The sequence below is a fragment of the Celeribacter halophilus genome (assembly GCF_018860305.1).
Lineage (GTDB): Bacteria > Pseudomonadota > Alphaproteobacteria > Rhodobacterales > Rhodobacteraceae > Celeribacter > Celeribacter halophilus_A.
The window spans coordinates 21,104-36,733 of the sequence record NZ_JAHKPE010000025.1; the positions used below are offsets into that span (position 1 = coordinate 21,104).

General features: G+C 56.0%; 14 protein-coding genes. All 14 read right to left on the reverse strand.

Annotated features, from left to right (window positions below):
• Positions 1-2: 2 nt before the first annotated feature.
• The 14 genes from hybE to KO492_RS09385 all read right to left on the reverse strand — a co-directional run bounded on the left by hybE (position 3) and on the right by KO492_RS09385 (position 15,223).
• A complete protein-coding gene (gene hybE, locus KO492_RS09320) occupies positions 3-836 on the reverse strand; it encodes a [NiFe]-hydrogenase assembly chaperone HybE (RefSeq protein WP_216044708.1) in 834 nt (277 codons plus the stop codon).
• Complete coding sequence (locus KO492_RS09325) at positions 833-1,672, reverse strand: hydrogenase expression/formation protein (protein WP_216044709.1); 840 nt, start codon at positions 1,670-1,672, stop codon at positions 833-835. The genes hybE and KO492_RS09325 overlap by 4 nt, the downstream gene beginning before the upstream one ends.
• A gap of 12 nt (positions 1,673-1,684) precedes the next feature.
• Positions 1,685-2,071, reverse strand: coding sequence for a hydrogenase accessory protein (locus KO492_RS09330; protein ID WP_216044710.1), 387 nt, complete (start codon positions 2,069-2,071; stop codon positions 1,685-1,687).
• The gene (locus KO492_RS09335) at positions 2,068-2,388 is read right to left on the reverse strand and encodes a HypC/HybG/HupF family hydrogenase formation chaperone (RefSeq protein WP_216044711.1); all 321 of its coding nucleotides are present in this window, start codon (positions 2,386-2,388) and stop codon (positions 2,068-2,070) included. The genes KO492_RS09330 and KO492_RS09335 overlap by 4 nt, the downstream gene beginning before the upstream one ends.
• 1 nt (position 2,389) lies before the next feature.
• Positions 2,390-2,998 (reverse strand): HyaD/HybD family hydrogenase maturation endopeptidase, encoded by a 609-nt coding sequence (locus KO492_RS09340; RefSeq protein WP_216044712.1) that lies wholly within the window; start codon positions 2,996-2,998, stop codon positions 2,390-2,392.
• A 309-nt stretch (positions 2,999-3,307) separates the two neighbouring features.
• The gene (gene cybH, locus KO492_RS09345) at positions 3,308-4,072 is read right to left on the reverse strand and encodes a Ni/Fe-hydrogenase, b-type cytochrome subunit (protein ID WP_216044713.1); all 765 of its coding nucleotides are present in this window, start codon (positions 4,070-4,072) and stop codon (positions 3,308-3,310) included.
• 2 nt (positions 4,073-4,074) lie between these two features.
• Positions 4,075-4,275 carry a hypothetical protein gene (locus KO492_RS09350; protein WP_216044714.1) on the reverse strand — a complete coding sequence of 67 codons (201 nt, stop codon included), beginning with the start codon at positions 4,273-4,275 and terminating at the stop codon, positions 4,075-4,077.
• A 14-nt stretch (positions 4,276-4,289) separates the two neighbouring features.
• Complete coding sequence (locus KO492_RS09355; protein WP_216044715.1) at positions 4,290-6,080, reverse strand: nickel-dependent hydrogenase large subunit; 1,791 nt, start codon at positions 6,078-6,080, stop codon at positions 4,290-4,292.
• 3 nt (positions 6,081-6,083) lie between these two features.
• Positions 6,084-7,190: a hydrogenase small subunit gene (locus KO492_RS09360; RefSeq protein ID WP_269446555.1), complete on the reverse strand. Its 1,107-nt coding sequence runs from the start codon at positions 7,188-7,190 to the stop codon at positions 6,084-6,086.
• A 220-nt stretch (positions 7,191-7,410) separates the two neighbouring features.
• Positions 7,411-9,675, reverse strand: a complete 2,265-nt coding sequence (gene hypF / locus KO492_RS09365) for a carbamoyltransferase HypF (protein ID WP_216044732.1) — start codon at positions 9,673-9,675, stop codon at positions 7,411-7,413.
• Positions 9,676-9,738: 63 nt separating this feature from the next.
• Positions 9,739-11,172 (reverse strand): nickel-dependent hydrogenase large subunit, encoded by a 1,434-nt coding sequence (locus KO492_RS09370; protein WP_216044716.1) that lies wholly within the window; start codon positions 11,170-11,172, stop codon positions 9,739-9,741.
• Entirely contained in the window at positions 11,165-12,160 is a 996-nt protein-coding gene (locus KO492_RS09375; protein WP_216044717.1) for a HupU protein, read from the reverse strand. Before KO492_RS09375 ends, KO492_RS09370 begins: the two co-directional genes overlap by 8 nt.
• On the reverse strand, positions 12,157-13,488 hold the full coding sequence (locus KO492_RS09380) for a PAS domain-containing sensor histidine kinase (protein ID WP_216044718.1): 1,332 nt from the start codon (positions 13,486-13,488) through the stop codon (positions 12,157-12,159). The genes KO492_RS09375 and KO492_RS09380 overlap by 4 nt, the downstream gene beginning before the upstream one ends.
• A 796-nt stretch (positions 13,489-14,284) precedes the next feature.
• A complete protein-coding gene (locus tag KO492_RS09385) occupies positions 14,285-15,223 on the reverse strand; it encodes an alpha/beta hydrolase (RefSeq protein ID WP_216044719.1) in 939 nt (312 codons plus the stop codon).
• Between the last annotated feature and the right edge of the window lie 407 nt (positions 15,224-15,630).

Below are 15,630 nucleotides of genomic sequence, written 5' to 3' on the forward strand. Positions count from 1 at the left end.
GCTCACGCGCCTTCCTCAATTTCTTTTTTCGGTGCCTCACTCATGCCGGCGGTCAAAACCTGTCTGCGGGTCGGAGCAGCGGTCAGTTCTTCACCACCGACCTCCTGCTCCTCTGCTTCACGTTCAGCCTGCTCCGCGACTTCCTGTTCACGAGCCGCACGAATATCAGCGCTACGATCCGTTTCCGCCCGATGCTCTTCCTGAAACAGAGCCACCATCACAGCCTTGGCAACATCAACGGCCTGAGCCTGAGTTTTGAATTCCCCCATGGGAGAAACCAACGAGCAGGCCTTATAACCTCCCGTTTGTTCGCGCGTGTTGTGGATAAATTCATAGTCGCCGGACGGGAAGGAAATAATCTCTTTTTCGCCCGCAATAAGGCCACTCCAGTCCTCACCTTCGGCGGGCAGCTGGAGCAGGTTCATGAACCATGGCGAAATCAATACGCCAAGCGGGCGGCCTTCATCTTCCATGAAACCGACTGCCTGCACATGCAGAAGCTTGTTCACAATCGGCACATCCCGCATTTTGGCATGCCAGACTTCCGTGAAATCGTTTACCAATGCTTCGGTCTTTCTGGCCAGACGTGCCGCAGCCTGCATCGCGTCGGAGCCGGGATCTTCCGACACCAGAAACTGCTCTTTCGGCGCATCACAGTTCGGACATTTCCAATCCTCCGGCAAGGCCAGAAACGGCGTGCCCGGCAGGATCGACCGTGTGTCATCTCCCTCCTGCGGATCATATGGCGTCCAGCAAATTTTGCATTCCATGATCGCCTGATCCGAAATCTTGTCATTGGCGCCAAGGAACGATCCCTCGAACCCGACCGCGCTCATTGGATCGCCTCCATCACTTCTTGAAGACGTGCGCCACTGTCCACGAGGTCTTCATCCGCAGCAAGTGCCACTTCCGGCATGGACGTGACCTCGAAAGTATCGAGAATGAGGACATCCATCGAATTGAAGAACTGCACCCGCCAGACATGCGGCATCGCGGTCGCCATCACTCGACAGTTGCCATAGCCGCGCGAGAGGATGTCGGTCGAACCCTGCCCTAAGGCCACATCGAGCCACGCCAGATCTTCTTCTGTATGCGGCAAAAGCGTCAGGTTGATCACATGCGGCCCCTGCGCCGGAGCATGGCTGCGTGATTTGTCTTCGAGCTCGATCAACAAGGGTGGCGCATTCACGACAGCGGGACTACGTGGCGCATTTGCACCCTGCCCCGAACGCAGCGGCTCAAAAGCGCGATCCCGCGCCATTTGCGGGACATTGCCCACCTCGATCGCATCAAGACCCGCCGCCTTAAGCATCCAAACGCCGGCAAAAACACTTTCCTGAACCTTGATGGCGGGAATGCCGCTTATTTTCATTGCCACTTCACCCGCACCCATCGTTTCTGCGATCAAAGCGCGGTTGGCCTCATCGAGACCGGATAGATCGAATTGTTCAGGAACATGGGTTTGCGCAACCCGTGCGCAGGATTTGGAAATTTGCGACAAAAGGTCCAGCGCCGGTTTGAGCGCATTGGTGATTTCAACCTCGGGAATATGCACCGTATAGGTCTGCATATCCTGCGGCATCGGCATGTATTCGAGTTCAGCCCCATCCTCTTCGGGCGGTTGCGTTCCGGGGCCAAAGCCCATCGGCGGGAGTTGAAAATTGTTGACCATTGGCAGGCTCCCTCAAGCAGCTTGTGGTGTGGGCATGGCAAGGATTTGCACGATGCGATGCATGTAGTCATCCCAATCCCGCACCTTGGGGATACCGGCGAGAAAGACCCCGTCGCGGTAAAACAAAAGGGACGGAGTTTTGAGAACGCGCGTGGTTTCCCGCAACTCGGTTTCAATCGCATCGCCAACCACAGCACAGTCAAATTTACCCTGAAAGGCAATTTTGAGTTCCGGCAGGATCACCGCCACATCTGCCGTTTCAAGATTGCGCTTCGCATCACCGGGCACGAATAGAACATGCGTGCCTGCTCGACTGGTAAATTCGGTCACATCATGATCCGTGTCCAAGACAGGCCAGCCGAATTCGGTCGTCAGGCGTTCAATTAGCGGGTGGCTCATGCGGTAGTCTCCCCTTTGTCATGTGCCGCCTGAAGATGCGGCGGAAGTTGCGGCTCACGGGTGTCGAGATCCGCAAATGCGTCCCCGAGATCGCGCCCTTCCATAAGCGCACGCAACCCGTCCAATGCGTTTTTGATTTTGATTGCCTCCACTTCCGAGAGGACTTCCCGCGCAGTGCCAAGAAACGTCAGCACCCATGTGCCCGGTTCCAAAGGGCCGGTCAGGGCAAGGTCGATCAGATGTGTATGTGTCCCGTCAGAAGCCGTTGCAGCCAGCTCTTCACGGGAGAGGATTTTCATCGGGATGCCGACACACATCTCAAACGTCCTGCGGCAGGAAACGGTCATCGCCAACGCGACAGGCCTCCTTTTCCGAAGGGCGCCCCGTTTCATAGGCTGAACGCTGGATAGAGGGATCGGCGAGGTCCGGACTGCTGGTTTGCCCCTTTTGCACATTGACACCAAGTCCGCGCAATTTCTCGACCGCAATCTCGATGGCCGGCGTGATCTGGGCAGAGACAACTTCCCGCAGCCCTCCGCCGTAATCTTCCAATTCTTGGGGCTGACATCCGATCAGGATCAGTTTTTCAGGGCAGTATCCCATGAGCTGCGCTGTGGCGATAACGTCCTGAAATCCGGTTTGATGCAGCGACATCTTTTTCGCTCCCATAAAGGCGGGAACGTCGTCATCCTCGATGATTTTCAGTGTGCCCGGCGCAAGCCCGTAGTCCACGGCATCGAACACGAGCAATGTGTCCACCTCTTCCAGAAACGGCAAAAGATAGAGCCCTTGGGTGCCGCCATCGAGCAGCCGGACATCCGGACCAAAGGCGTATGTCTGCGCAAGCCGCTCGACACAGCGCACACCAAAGCCTTCATCCGCCCACAAAACATTTCCGATTCCAAGGACGAGAACTCTCGCAGTCATTGTGCCCCTCCTCCAAAGGTCATCACATCTCCGCCCGCGTGTTTTATGTCTCTATCGGGTCGTAAGATATACTTTCGACATATGTTTAAAGCGATCCTAATCCTTCTGATCGAGCGTCGCCCAGAAAATTCGGAATACAATGGGATACAATTAAACGCCTGGAAATGCTGAGTTTTTCAGAAAACGTCACAAGGCCAACACAGGACACATGAAAGAAAACTATCCACTTATTAATAAATTTGGAAACCAAAAATACAGAAGACGAGGATATACCCCGCCTTCTGCCAAACCGACGTGAATCGGCATCTATTATGGCCGCCGATCCTTAAAACTCCGCGTGCCCGAAATCATGGTCGAAACCATAGATTGACGCGACAGGATATCTTCGCGGATCGCGGCATAAATATGAACGATCATAAACACCACGATGAACCACATGCCCAAATGATGCACGGAATGGACGATCTGGCTATTCCCAAAGAGCGTCAGAACCCAGCCAGCCATCGTATCGGCAAAACTGCCTTGCCCCGTGCCTTCGGAATAGAGCGCCCAACCCGTGAGGATCATAAAGCTCAGGCCCAAAGTCATGAAAAAGAACATGGCCATTTGTGCCAGCGGGTTATGGCCCACATATTTCTTCGGCTCTTTTTCCAGAAACGCATACCATCTGAGCTCGGTCACGACTTCTTTCCACCACCGCTTTCTCCACACCGGAATGTAGAACAACTGCTTGGCGTGATGATTGCCTACAAAGGCCCAATAAATGCGGCCAAAGAAGCCCACCGTTACGATCATGCCCGCCGCAAAATGCGCAAAACGGATATAACCCATAACAAACTGATGCGTCGCCTCGGCAATCTGCATCGAGGGCAAAGGCGAGGCGATGAACCAGCCCGTCACACAAAGGATCGTAATTGCCAGAGCATTGACCCAATGCCACACACGCACAGGCCACTCATAGACAAAGATCGAAGTCTGATCATGAAGACTTTCCAGATCCTCTGCTGTGGCATCTCCCGTCAAAGGAGCCGCCAAATCGGTTTGCGGATAAGGAAGAGTGTCTTGTTCCGACATTTTTATTCCTCCTTGCGCTTGGCCTTACGCCCTTTGATCGTGTTCACCGCCAGCCAGACTACGACAACGGCAAGCGCGGCCATCACCAGATGCGCCTCTGTGTGCCCATGTTCTCCCGGCAACGTGGCATGTCCTTCATGTGCCAGCATCGGAGACGCCACTGTTGCGGCCAGAATAGTTGCAGATGCGATATGTCTTTTCATGGTATTTTCCTCCCTTAACGCACTTTGACTGTCGTCAGTTCGCCACCATCCGGCGACATGACATGGGTCGAACACGCCAGACAGGGATCAAAGCTGTGCAATGTGCGCAGAATTTCTACCGGCTCTTCCGGACGCTCCATCGGCGTATCCAGAAGCGAGGCCTCGAAGGCCCCGATATTGCCCTCTGTGTCCCGCGGGCTGCCGTTCCAAGTGGTCGGCACCACGCATTGATAGTTTTCGATGCGTCCGTCCTTGATCTTGATCCAGTGACCCAAAGCACCACGCGGAGCTTCGGTCATGCCGACACCTTTGGCCTCTGACGGCCATGTGCTCGGGTCCCATTTCTCCACATTCGCCGTGGAGCTGTCGCCGTTTTTGATATTGGTGATCAGCTTGTCAAAGAAGTGTTGCTGCAAGCGCGAACAATATTCGGATTCAAGCGCACGGGCGGCTGTGCGGCCCAGCGTCGAGAACAACGCATCCAAAGGCAGATCCATGGTCTTGAGCAGCCCCGTGACCTGCTCGGAAATGTCTTCATGCCCTTTCGCATACCCGATGATATACCGCGCCAGAGGGCCAACCTCCATCGCGTGCCCTTTCCATCGCGGAGCCTTGATCCAGCTGTATTTAGCAGCCTCGTCCAACTCTTCGATATTGGTGCGGGTGCCTTTCGCATTGGGGCCAAGCTCATAGTTCGGCTCGGTGATCCCGTCCCACGGGTGAAGCCCCTTACCCGCCTCACCATAGGTGTACCAGCTGTGATCCACGAATTCCTGAACCTGCTCTGGATCACGCGGATCAACATCATAGACTGTCGACAGATCACCGTTGATGATTGCGCCGCGCGGCATGTGCAGCTGTTCCGGCGAGAAGTCATTCGGATTTTCAGGAATGTCACCATAGGCCAGACAGGCCTTGGACGACAGCCCGCCGCCATAGAGCCAGTTTTTATAAAAGCCTCCAATGGCAATCACGTCAGGAATATAGACGTTGCGGTTGAACTCCAGCGTTTGCTGGATGATCGACTGGACCATGTTCAACCGTTCCATGTTGATGGCACCAACACCACCCACGCCATCAATATTGATGGGACAAGGCACGCCGCCCACCAACCAGTTCGGGTGCGGGTTCTTACCACCGAAAATCGTGTGGATCTTGACGATTTCTTTCTGAAGATCGAGCGCCTCAAGATAGTGGGTTGTGGCCATGAGATCAGCTTCGGGCGGCAACTTATAGGCCGGATTGTCCCAATACCCGTTCTTGAACAAGCCAAGCTGTCCACTTTCGATGAATTTTTTCAGGCGGTTCTGCACGTCGCGGAAATACCCAGGGGAGGACATTGGGTGGGACGGAGACACCGCCTGCTGCAACTCCGAGGTGGCCTTGGGGTCCGCTTTCAGCGCGTTCACCGGATTCACCCAGTCGAGAGCATGCAGATGGTAGAAATGCACAATATGGTCGTGGATTTGCAGCGCAAGCTGCATCAGGTTGCGAATGGAGTTGGCGTTATCAGGGATCATGATACCTAAGGCATCTTCCACCGAACGCACAGAGGTCAGCGCATGGGTGCCGGTGCAAACACCGCAAATGCGCTCCGTAAAGGCCCATGCATCGCGCGGATCGCGACCTTTGAGGATCACTTCGAGGCCGCGCCACATCGTGCCTGTCGACACCGCGTTGCGGATCACGCCGTTTTCGTCGACATTCACTTCGCAGCGCATGTGACCTTCAATACGGGTCACAGGGTCTACAACAATCCGTTTACCGGAATTGTCGATGTTAAAGCCGTTCGGAGTACTGACCATAAGTTACGCCTCCTCTTTCTTTTTATTATCTTGAACTTTGCGCTGCGCGGTTTTGAGCGCGGACACGGCGGCATGTGCCGCAACTCCCGCTCCCACAACGCCTGCGGCGGCCATACCGATCTTGTCGGCATTTGCTTCCACCCCGAACTGGGTAAGATCGGTCACACGGTCATAGAACGACCCCTGATCCCAGAAACCATCCTCGGAACACCCGATACAGCCGTGCCCCGATTGGATCGGAAAGGACACACCCTCGTTCCAGCGCACGGTAGAACAGGCGTTATAAGTGGTCGGACCTTTGCACCCCATTTTATAGAGGCAGTAGCCTTTGCGGGCATTCTCATCGTCCCATGCCTCAACAAACTGTCCGGCGTCAAAATGCGGACGGCGATAACACTTGTCGTGGATACGCTGGGAATAGAACATCGCGGGACGGCCCTGACGGTCCAGTTCCGGCAGACGGTCGAAGGTCAGCATATAGGTAATGACCCCTGTCATCACCTCCGCGATCGGCGGGCAACCGGGCACTTTGATAATGGGCTTGTCGGTAATGACCTTATGCACGGGCGTTGCGCGGGTCGGGTTCGGCTTTGCCGCCTGCACACAGCCATAAGAGGCGCAGGCACCCCAGCTGATGACAGCCTTGGCATGTTCTGCCGCATGTTTGAGTTGATCGACAAAAGGCTTACCGCCTACGATGCAATACATTCCGTCTTCATTGAGCGGCGGGTTCCCCTCCACAGCCAGAATGTAATTGCCTTTATATTTCTCGATGGTGTCTTGAAGCGCAGCTTCGGCCTGATGACCGGCCGCAGCCATCAACGTGTCATCGTAATCCAGCGAGATCATCGACAGGACCACATCTTTCGCCAGAGGATGTGCAGAGCGGATAAAGCTTTCGGAACAACAGGTGCATTCCAGCCCGTGCACCCAAATCACCGGCGTCCGCGGTTTTGTCTCCATCGCATGAGCGATTTTCGGCACAAAAGAGGGCGACAGACCCAAGGCGGCGGCCGTCAGTGAACAGTATTTCATAAATGAGCGGCGGGTAATCCCCTGCCGGCGCATGACGTCATAGAACGTCTCGATCTGAGCCGAGGTATCGGTCAAGGTGCGTCCCTCCCTGAATTTGGCTAGGCCTTCCGGCCACTTGCGAATACGATGGCATACAATGCCTCGTTCCTCATTTTCGCCGGAGCAAAAGCGCATGCCAAATAAAGACGTGCAAATATCTCCGCTTTATTTCATCGTGTTTTCAATAGCTTATTTGACACACCCAAACGCAAGACGGGAAGGCGCTAACCGCTCAATGAACTGATCGGAAAGACTCTTACCGGTCTGGATCAAGGTGCCGCGCCGCAGCAACCAAAGCCTGTCCCAGAGCCAGCCCCCCATCATTTGCGGGCACTTTGGTGTGGATCAGAACCGGCACATCGCCAAGCGCTTTGAGTGTCAAATCCAGAAGCAAAGCGTTCTGGAACACGCCGCCGGTTAACGCCACAGCCTTGGCCTGCCCCGAGGTGACAAGCCCGCGTGCGCACGCCGCAAAGGTCTGCGCCAAACTCATATGAAACAGTGTTGCGGGGCTGCGCGCCCAATCCCCACCCTGCTCGGCGTCCTCAAGCACACGACGGAACATCTCCGCAGGATCAATCTCCCCATCGGAAACCGGCAACGGCAAGGCGCAAAGCCCCGATTGGCCATAACGGGCGATCTCCAACCGCGCCCTTGCCTCAAGCTCCATGGCCGCCTGCCCTTCATATGACTGCGCTCCGACAAAGCCTGTCAGACAGGAAAACGCATCAAACAGACGTCCTACCGAAGAGGACAACGGAGTATTGACGCCGCGCTCCACCGCCTTGCGCAACATGTCCAGCAAAGAGGGTTGCGGCACGTAAGTCTCCGCCACATTGCCGAAGCCCGTTTGATCCAACCGCGCCAAAAGGTTTCGCCACGGCTCTTTCGCCGCCATATCCCCGCCGATCAAAGGGGCAGGCTTCAGCCAGAACATGCGCTGCGCCTCGGAATAATCACCCAACAACACCTCTCCGCCCCACACGGTTCCGTCCGACCCCAAACCCAAGCCATCGAGGACAATCATTGCAACCTTACCACCCGTGAGCGGCCAACCATTTTCGCCCAAACACGCAGCGCCGTGGGCATGGTGATGTTGCACCCGCTGGACGGGGAGGCCTTTCTCCTGCGCATAAATCGAGGTGCGAAACTCCGGATGAAGGTCGCAAGCCACCACCTCCGGCTGGTGATCAAACAGAGCGGTATAATCCTTATCGGCCTGTAAGAATGCCTCGTAGGTCAAGGCATCATCCATGTCGCCAAGATGATGACCCAAGAGCATCTTCCCGTCCTTCAAAAGACAAATCGCGCCTTTCATCTGGCCACCATAGGCCGCAACCTGTGGCGCTTGATCAAAGCCTTCCGGCAAAGGCAAGGTTTCCGGCACTCGCCCGCGCGCACGTCGAAGCACCATTGCCCCATGCGGCGTCATCCGTTCAACAGAGTCATCAAGGCGGCGGGCGATCCTACGATCATGAAAGAGGAACGCATCTGCGAACCCAGCCAGTTTTTCGCAAGCTTCCTCATTCCCGATCACCTGCGGTTCTCCTGACAGGTTGCCGGACGTCATCACCAACGGCCCGCCCGCGGCATCAATCAACAAATGGTGTAGCGGCGTATAGGGCAACATCCAGCCCAGCGTATTTTGTCCGGGCGCAATCCCCTTTGGAACACATCGTGCGGGCAACAGAACAATGGGGGTGGCGGGGTCTCTGAGCAGGGCTTCTTCCGCATCCGACACGTCGCACCACTGCCGGATCATCTCCAGCGTTCCCATCAGAGCAAAAGGTTTCGCGGGACGGTGCTTGCGCCTGCGCAGCCTCGCCACGGCTTCGTCATCAAAAGCATCACACGCCAGATGAAAGCCCCCAAGCCCCTTCACCGCGACGATCTTGCCGTCCCGCAAAAGCTTTGCCGTATTGGTGACAGGGTCACCTTCCATGGCAGGATGTAGCCAAAGTCGTGGACCGCAATCGGCACAGGCCACGGGCTGCGCGTGGAAACGGCGGTCTTCGGGATTTTCATATTCCGCCCGGCAGGCCGGACACATCTCGAACGGGGCCATCGTGGTCCGGCTTCGATCATAAGGCAGCTTTTCGACGATGGTGAACCGCGGGCCACAATGTGTGCAATTGGTAAAAGCATAGCCTGCGCGGCGTTCTTGCGGGTCAAAGACCTCGTGAAGACAGGCGTCACAAGTCGCTGCATCAGGCGTCACGCGGGTATGCGTTGCACCGCTTTGCGAGGCGACAATCTCGAAACCCTCGAACACTGTATCCGCCAGTTGAAAAGAACGGGTTTCAACAGCATCAATACGTGCAAGCGGCGGCATTTGCGCCCGCAAGCGATCCTCGAATCCCGTTGCATCTCCGACAAGGCGGATCAGAACCCCTTCGCTATCATTGCGCACATCACCAGAAAGCCCCATGTCGCGCGCAAGTCGCCAGACAAAGGGACGAAACCCTACGCCTTGCACCTGTCCGCGCACACGGATTTCCAGTCCACGCAGACCTTGAGGCATCACCTCTGCACTATGGGTCACAATTCTCGCTCCCGCCTCCCGTAGAGACCTCTTCAAAATACTCTAGTGGACCGTACAGACCATGCACGGATCAAAAGACCGGACAATATGCTGGACAGAAACCGGCGTTTCCTCACCGTCGCGCACCTCGGCACCGACCAATGCCGCCTCGACCGGACCGGGCACACCGCGTCCATCCCGCGGCGAAAAATTCCACGTTGTCGGTGCGATGATCTGATAGGACGTGATCACGCCACCTTCGACCCGCACCCAATGGCCCAAGGCCCCCCGCGCTGCCTCAACCATCCCGACTCCTTCTCCATCATCCGGAATTCTGACGTGCCGCATGAATGCAGCCCGAGGGTCAATGGAGGCCAGAAGTCGTTCCATCTCGATCTGGGTGCGTGCCAATTCCAACAACCGCCCAATCACCCGCGCCCGCACAGAACCTTCTGCGGCAAGCGCCATAGCCAGCGGATGACCGTCAATCGCCTGTCGCGCCAAAGCCCCTGTTTCAAAGGTCTCTCCGGCAAGGCGCGGCGCTTTGCACCAGCTGTAGGCATCTTCGCGCATGTCTTCATCCGGACGCGTCATACCCCGAGACGGATGTGCATCCTGTCCAAGCATCCAGCTATGTGTGATCTCTTCTACAATCTGCTCCGGCATCAACTGACCGGAAGTGCCGTCAACCAAGGTGCCGCGCTTGAAGAGCGGGCCATTCGGGCCGGGATAGGCGCCGAACGACAAGTAACGCTTTGCTCCACACCCTGAATTGTCGAGTGCGAGGTCGTCAGAAATGGCAAGACAGAGCGCAACATCCCCGCCCGTCCAACCGGACAATTGCGCGATCGTTGCCAGTTCTATGAACTGTTCTAATGGCCCCCCGAACACAACCTCTTCAAGATAGGCGCGAAACGCGGCAAGATCAGCACTGATACGGACTTTATCGCGAACCGAAGGCGCACGGGTCACACCACCGGGCTGAATGGCCAGAGTATGGGGCCACTTCCCTCCCAAAAGGCCGGTAACATGCATCAATCCGGCCCGCGCCTCGACTGCCCGCTTGAGCGCGGAGCCCTTGGCGGCGGTAAACCGCGTCAGCACCTGATCCCACCAAGGTCGATCCGCATACACAGCGCGGGCAAAATCCGGCATGAAAAACATATTGAAATGCATCAAATGATCGGACGCATTTTCAATCATATGCAAAAGCTGCGCCACTTTCGCGCCTTCGGGCGACGGGGTTTTACCAGCCAAATCTGCCAAAGCCTGCGCGGCCGCCATAGACTGGCTGATAGAACATATGCCACAAATGCGCGGTGTGATGGTGAGAGCATCTATGGGCGATTTGCCCTGCAAAATACTTTCAAATCCCCGAAACAGAGGCGAATTGGCATAGGCCGCAGAGACACGCCCCTCGCGCACCTCCAGCCGGATTTCGAGATCTCCTTCCACACGATTGAAAGGGCCTACGAGTAAAGTGGTCGCATCAGTCATTCTTACGGCTTTTCACTGTGGGCGGGACAACGATACGATCTGCGGCGGCATTTCGGGCCACCCGATCCGGCGTTGCGCGTTTTGATAGCGAGGCCAATGCCATGAACCACGCTTTCGGCATGTCCGTGGGCAAACCAACGGGAATACCCGCAAACTTCGGCGTCTCTGTAAACCCATGTCCCGGTTCTTCAAACTCCGGCGCGGTGCAACTGATACAGGGATAGCCTGCGCGTGTGCAGCTTCCTTCGCCATTCCAGAGCCTGATGTTGCAATCACCTACCGCTTGCGTGCCAACACAACCGAGATGTTCCATCATACACCCCATCTGGCTCAACTCTTCGGCAGACGCTTTGTATTCGTAGAACTCGTTTTTGGTGCACGCATGATGCACGAGATTGTCCGTGTAGAAGCGGGGGCGGGCGAAACTGTCGAGATCGTCAGCACCAAGACTGTCAGAAGCCAATAACATCAGCGTTTCCGTCACCCAGTCAGGGTGGATCGGACAACCGGAAATATTGATCACCGGCAACCCAGATCGGGACCGGAAATGGGAAGGCAGCGCTGCGCCGCTGTGGCGACCTTCATATTGCACCCCCGTGGCATCAGACGGGTTGTCGCCCGCAGAGGTCACACCGCCATATGTGGCACAAGTTCCCACCGCGACCACATGTTTCGCCTTTGGCGCAAGACTTTGCACCCAGTCAAGCATGGAGCGTCCCGTTCCTGCGAGCATATGATAGCGCCCTGTCCCTTTGGGGCCGTGAACAATGGAGCCCTCAATACACAGAATATCAAGCTCCTGCTCGCCCGCCTCGATCGACGCCAACAAATGCCGCACCTGCGCCCCGCTGGCCTCCGAAAAGGACGGGTGCCAGAGGAATTCGAGCCCCGCTGCCGTAAAGAGATCAAAGACATTCGGGCTTTCTGCACACAGAAGCGACATTGTGCAGCCCCCGCAGCCCGCCGATTGCAACCAGAGAATATTCAAATTTGATCTCCCCGTTTGAGGGTCAGCCGGAAACAGGCCCCCTCTGCCACGTCCGGCAGATAGACCAAAGACCCGCCATGTTCCTCCGCAATTTTGTGGGAAATAGACAGGCCCAGCCCCGTGCCCTGCCCGACCTCTTTGGTGGAAAAGAAAGGGTCAAAAATCGCGGCCTGCAAGTCTTCGGGTACACCCGGACCGTTATCACAGACCTGAAGCACTGCAAAATCATCCTGATAAGAGAGATTGACTTGTATTTCCGGTTCCTCGACATCCTGCATGGCGTCAGCCGCATTTTGCACGAGGTTCATAATGACCTGCTGGACATGCCCCAGCCGCCCTAAGGCTATACAAGGGCTTTCCCCCTCAACCGAGATTTTCATCCGGCTTTTCTGGCCGCGTTTGACCCATTCCGCCCCGATCCGCGCAGTTTGCGCCAGATCGAACGGCGCCACCTCACCGGAACCATCAGCCGACAGGCGTCGCAAATCCTCGACAATGTCGCGCACACGTTCCGCCCCGTCGTGCGCCCCTTCAATGGCCACGCGCAGGTTCTTCAAATCCCGTTCGAGTTTCAACTTGGAGCGCAACTCGACAAGTTCTTCACGACTGGCCCCGGCCTGAACCTGTTCAAAATAGGCTTCGAACCGGTCGAGATATTTTTGCAGACTATGCGTATTGGCGTAGACGAAAGAGATAGGATTGTTCAGCTCATGCGCAACACCGGCCAGCAACCGCCCCAACGAGGCAAGCTTTTCGGTTCGCACCAATTGAGTCTGGGCCTGCTTGAGTTCTTCGAGGCTTTGCTCCAATTCGCGATAAGCGCGACGCACTTCGCCCAAAGGCCGCCCTGTCAGGATAATTCCACTCACCCGCTTGCGGCGATCCAGACGCGGCGCAACACGAAAATCAACCGGACTGGCCCCTCCCGGTGTTTCCAGATCAACTTCAAAGGTCTTTTCCACTTTGTCCCGCACAACTTCGGACATCGCCATGCCCATTCGGTCGCGCATTGCGCCTTCAAAAAAGGCCACCATGGGCCGTCCGATCAAAGCGTTCTTTTCTTCTCCAATCGCAGAACAAAAAGACTGGCTCAAATCGGCGATAAATCCGTCCTTGTCCGTAACCACGAGATAGTCCGAGATTGACGCCATAATCGACCCAAGGAAGGTGCGCAGACTGGACAGTTCCGCGTTCTGGGCCTCAAGCTGCTCCTGATAATCGACCAGCTCGGCATATGTTTTGTCTACCGCGTCGAGCACATCCACCCACGCTGCGTCATCAAAGCCGGGCTTGAGCTCTTCGCCCATTTTTGTGGAAATGTTCGCCATAGAGACCTCCTGCTCCAAGCGTGTCAGCCACGCCGCAAGGACGCAATAGAATATTGCGATGGCCAGACCTCGAACCCTAGAGGTTTCGGCACGTCACCGACCTGATACCAAGCCTTTTGCGAAATGCGTCAGGCAAGCTCCCATCATACAAAAAAGAGCCGCTGTGATAAACACAGCGGCCTTGTAGTTCGAGCTGTACGAAGAAATTGGTGTAATGCAACCAACTTGGCAGGTACGAAAGTATATGTATCAAACTGAAATTATAAACGAAAGTAGAATCTTTGTCGAAAAAGACAAATGTCGAAATTATGCGCCAAAGCGCATTATATGACTTGTCGAATATTAACTACTTATCCGTCCCTGCGTATATTTCTGCCATACAGGCACGAGCTATTGTCAAATCTGGTGTCCAAGGGCTTATCATGCAGTAGCCTGATCCTGGTGGGATGGCTTGATGACGTCTATGCAATCGACACCTACCTGAACGCTGGCGAGGTGAGAAAAATCGCCCAGCGTATGCCAGTTTTTGTTCGCACGGAATTGCCTCTTCACCCGATCTAATGGATATGACAGGGCTTTGTCCGGCCACGTCGTCTTGATCTTCTTGCCACGCCGAACACCTTTAATTCCTATGTCGCGCATTAAGTGCTCAATGGTGCAGTGGACGATGTCAAACTTCTCTCGTTACATTGCATGCCAAAGTTTACGTGCGCCATACACCTCACGGTTTTGCCTGGTGACAGCCTTGATGGAGGTGGCGAACACAGGTTGGATCTCTAGGGTAGCAAGGCTAAGCCTACTCGCCATAGCCGCGTGTCAGGACAGCATCGATATGCAGAAGGGCCTGTTCCAGCGACGACCGCCAGAATATCCAGTCATGACCACCTTCGCTGACCCGAAACCGGTGACGGATGCCGGCGTTGCGCAGGGTGACGTGCAGATCTGCTGTGCCCTCGAAAAACGGATCGTCCGCACCGATGTCGAAATAGAGGCGCGGCACGCGAGAAAAACGCGCTGCGTCTGTCTGCGCCACCAATGTCTCGCCCTGTATCGCGTCCCAAGCCTCATTTAGCCGCGCTTGCCCCTCCAGCTCTGCGCCCAAGACACCGGCGTAGCGGCTGCGATAGGCGTCTGGTGAGAGACCGAGGACCTGATCTTCGGTCCGGAAGGCCGAGCTGAGTGCGGCAACACCGGCAAAGGCGTCAGGCGCGCGCAGCTGATAGACCACGCCGGCAAGCGCCCCCATCGAGATTCCAAGAATGGCGCGGGCGTCACCGCTGGCGATGGCCTTGTGGCGGGTTTCGACGGCGGGGATGAAGTCCTCGAAGAACATATCTTCCCAGAGTACCTCGCCGTCCTGATCATTCAGAAAATAGGTCGCCACTTCATTTGCTTCATCGCGGCGCCCATCGGGGGCAATGGCGATCAGCGGGCGGATTGTGCCGTCTTCGATCAGACGGTCGAGCATCTTGTCGAGACCGGCAAGGGTGAACCAATCGCTTGGCTGCCCGCTGCCGCCTCCATGCAGGAGATAAAGGACGGGATAGCTGCGATCATCGGCATCATACCCGGGCGGCAGATAGATGGCGTAGCGGACCGGCTGCCCAAAGGTATCGCTGCGTGTTGCATTGTTAAACCGGACCTCCGCGTAGAGCGGGGCGCCGAGTGAACTGATCGCGAGAGACAGACCGACCAAAGCCATGAACATGAACCGCTTGATCTCGAGACCCTCCATATGAGCGACCGAGAAGATCCCCGTCGCAAGATTCCTGCCCGTGTTCAAAACGCGGGAGCTCACAACCTATGATTGAGGAAAGGTCGGGCGATGGCAAGTGTTCTGCAATCTCAGGCTTGATTGCGGGGTTTTAGTCGTTCGTGCAGATAGAGAGGTTAGGTCTTGGCTAAGGTCTCTTGAGATTCGTCCATAAACACAAAAATGCCGCCGGGAGGGAGGACCTCCGGCGGCATTTCTGATTTCCATCCGCCCTGAGCACTTTGGCTCAGAGCAAACGGGACCACCTGTTATTGGTAGTTGTTGATGCTTTTGTCGGCGAGGGTTGCGCCATTGGAGCCAACGAGGACGAATTCGAGGTTGGCTTCTGCCGCACCTGCGTCGAGGCTCACTTTCACATCGGTGTTCGC

What these genes read in the sequence shown, in the direction of transcription:
- hybE (WP_216044708.1), bottom strand. Translation starts at nt 836, where the DNA reads ATGAGCGCGGTCGGGTTCGAGGGATCGTTCCTTGGCGCCAATGACAAG.
- KO492_RS09325 (WP_216044709.1), bottom strand. Translation starts at nt 1,672, where the DNA reads ATGGTCAACAATTTTCAACTCCCGCCGATGGGCTTTGGCCCCGGAACG.
- KO492_RS09330 (WP_216044710.1), bottom strand. Translation starts at nt 2,071, where the DNA reads ATGAGCCACCCGCTAATTGAACGCCTGACGACCGAATTCGGCTGGCCT.
- KO492_RS09335 (WP_216044711.1), bottom strand. Translation starts at nt 2,388, where the DNA reads ATGTGTGTCGGCATCCCGATGAAAATCCTCTCCCGTGAAGAGCTGGCT.
- KO492_RS09340 (WP_216044712.1), bottom strand. Translation starts at nt 2,998, where the DNA reads ATGACTGCGAGAGTTCTCGTCCTTGGAATCGGAAATGTTTTGTGGGCG.
- cybH (WP_216044713.1), bottom strand. Translation starts at nt 4,072, where the DNA reads ATGTCGGAACAAGACACTCTTCCTTATCCGCAAACCGATTTGGCGGCT.
- KO492_RS09350 (WP_216044714.1), bottom strand. Translation starts at nt 4,275, where the DNA reads ATGAAAAGACATATCGCATCTGCAACTATTCTGGCCGCAACAGTGGCG.
- KO492_RS09355 (WP_216044715.1), bottom strand. Translation starts at nt 6,080, where the DNA reads ATGGTCAGTACTCCGAACGGCTTTAACATCGACAATTCCGGTAAACGG.
- hypF (WP_216044732.1), bottom strand. Translation starts at nt 9,675, where the DNA reads ATGCCTCAAGGTCTGCGTGGACTGGAAATCCGTGTGCGCGGACAGGTG.
- KO492_RS09370 (WP_216044716.1), bottom strand. Translation starts at nt 11,172, where the DNA reads ATGACTGATGCGACCACTTTACTCGTAGGCCCTTTCAATCGTGTGGAA.
- KO492_RS09380 (WP_216044718.1), bottom strand. Translation starts at nt 13,488, where the DNA reads ATGGCGAACATTTCCACAAAAATGGGCGAAGAGCTCAAGCCCGGCTTT.
- KO492_RS09385 (WP_216044719.1), bottom strand. Translation starts at nt 15,223, where the DNA reads ATGGAGGGTCTCGAGATCAAGCGGTTCATGTTCATGGCTTTGGTCGGT.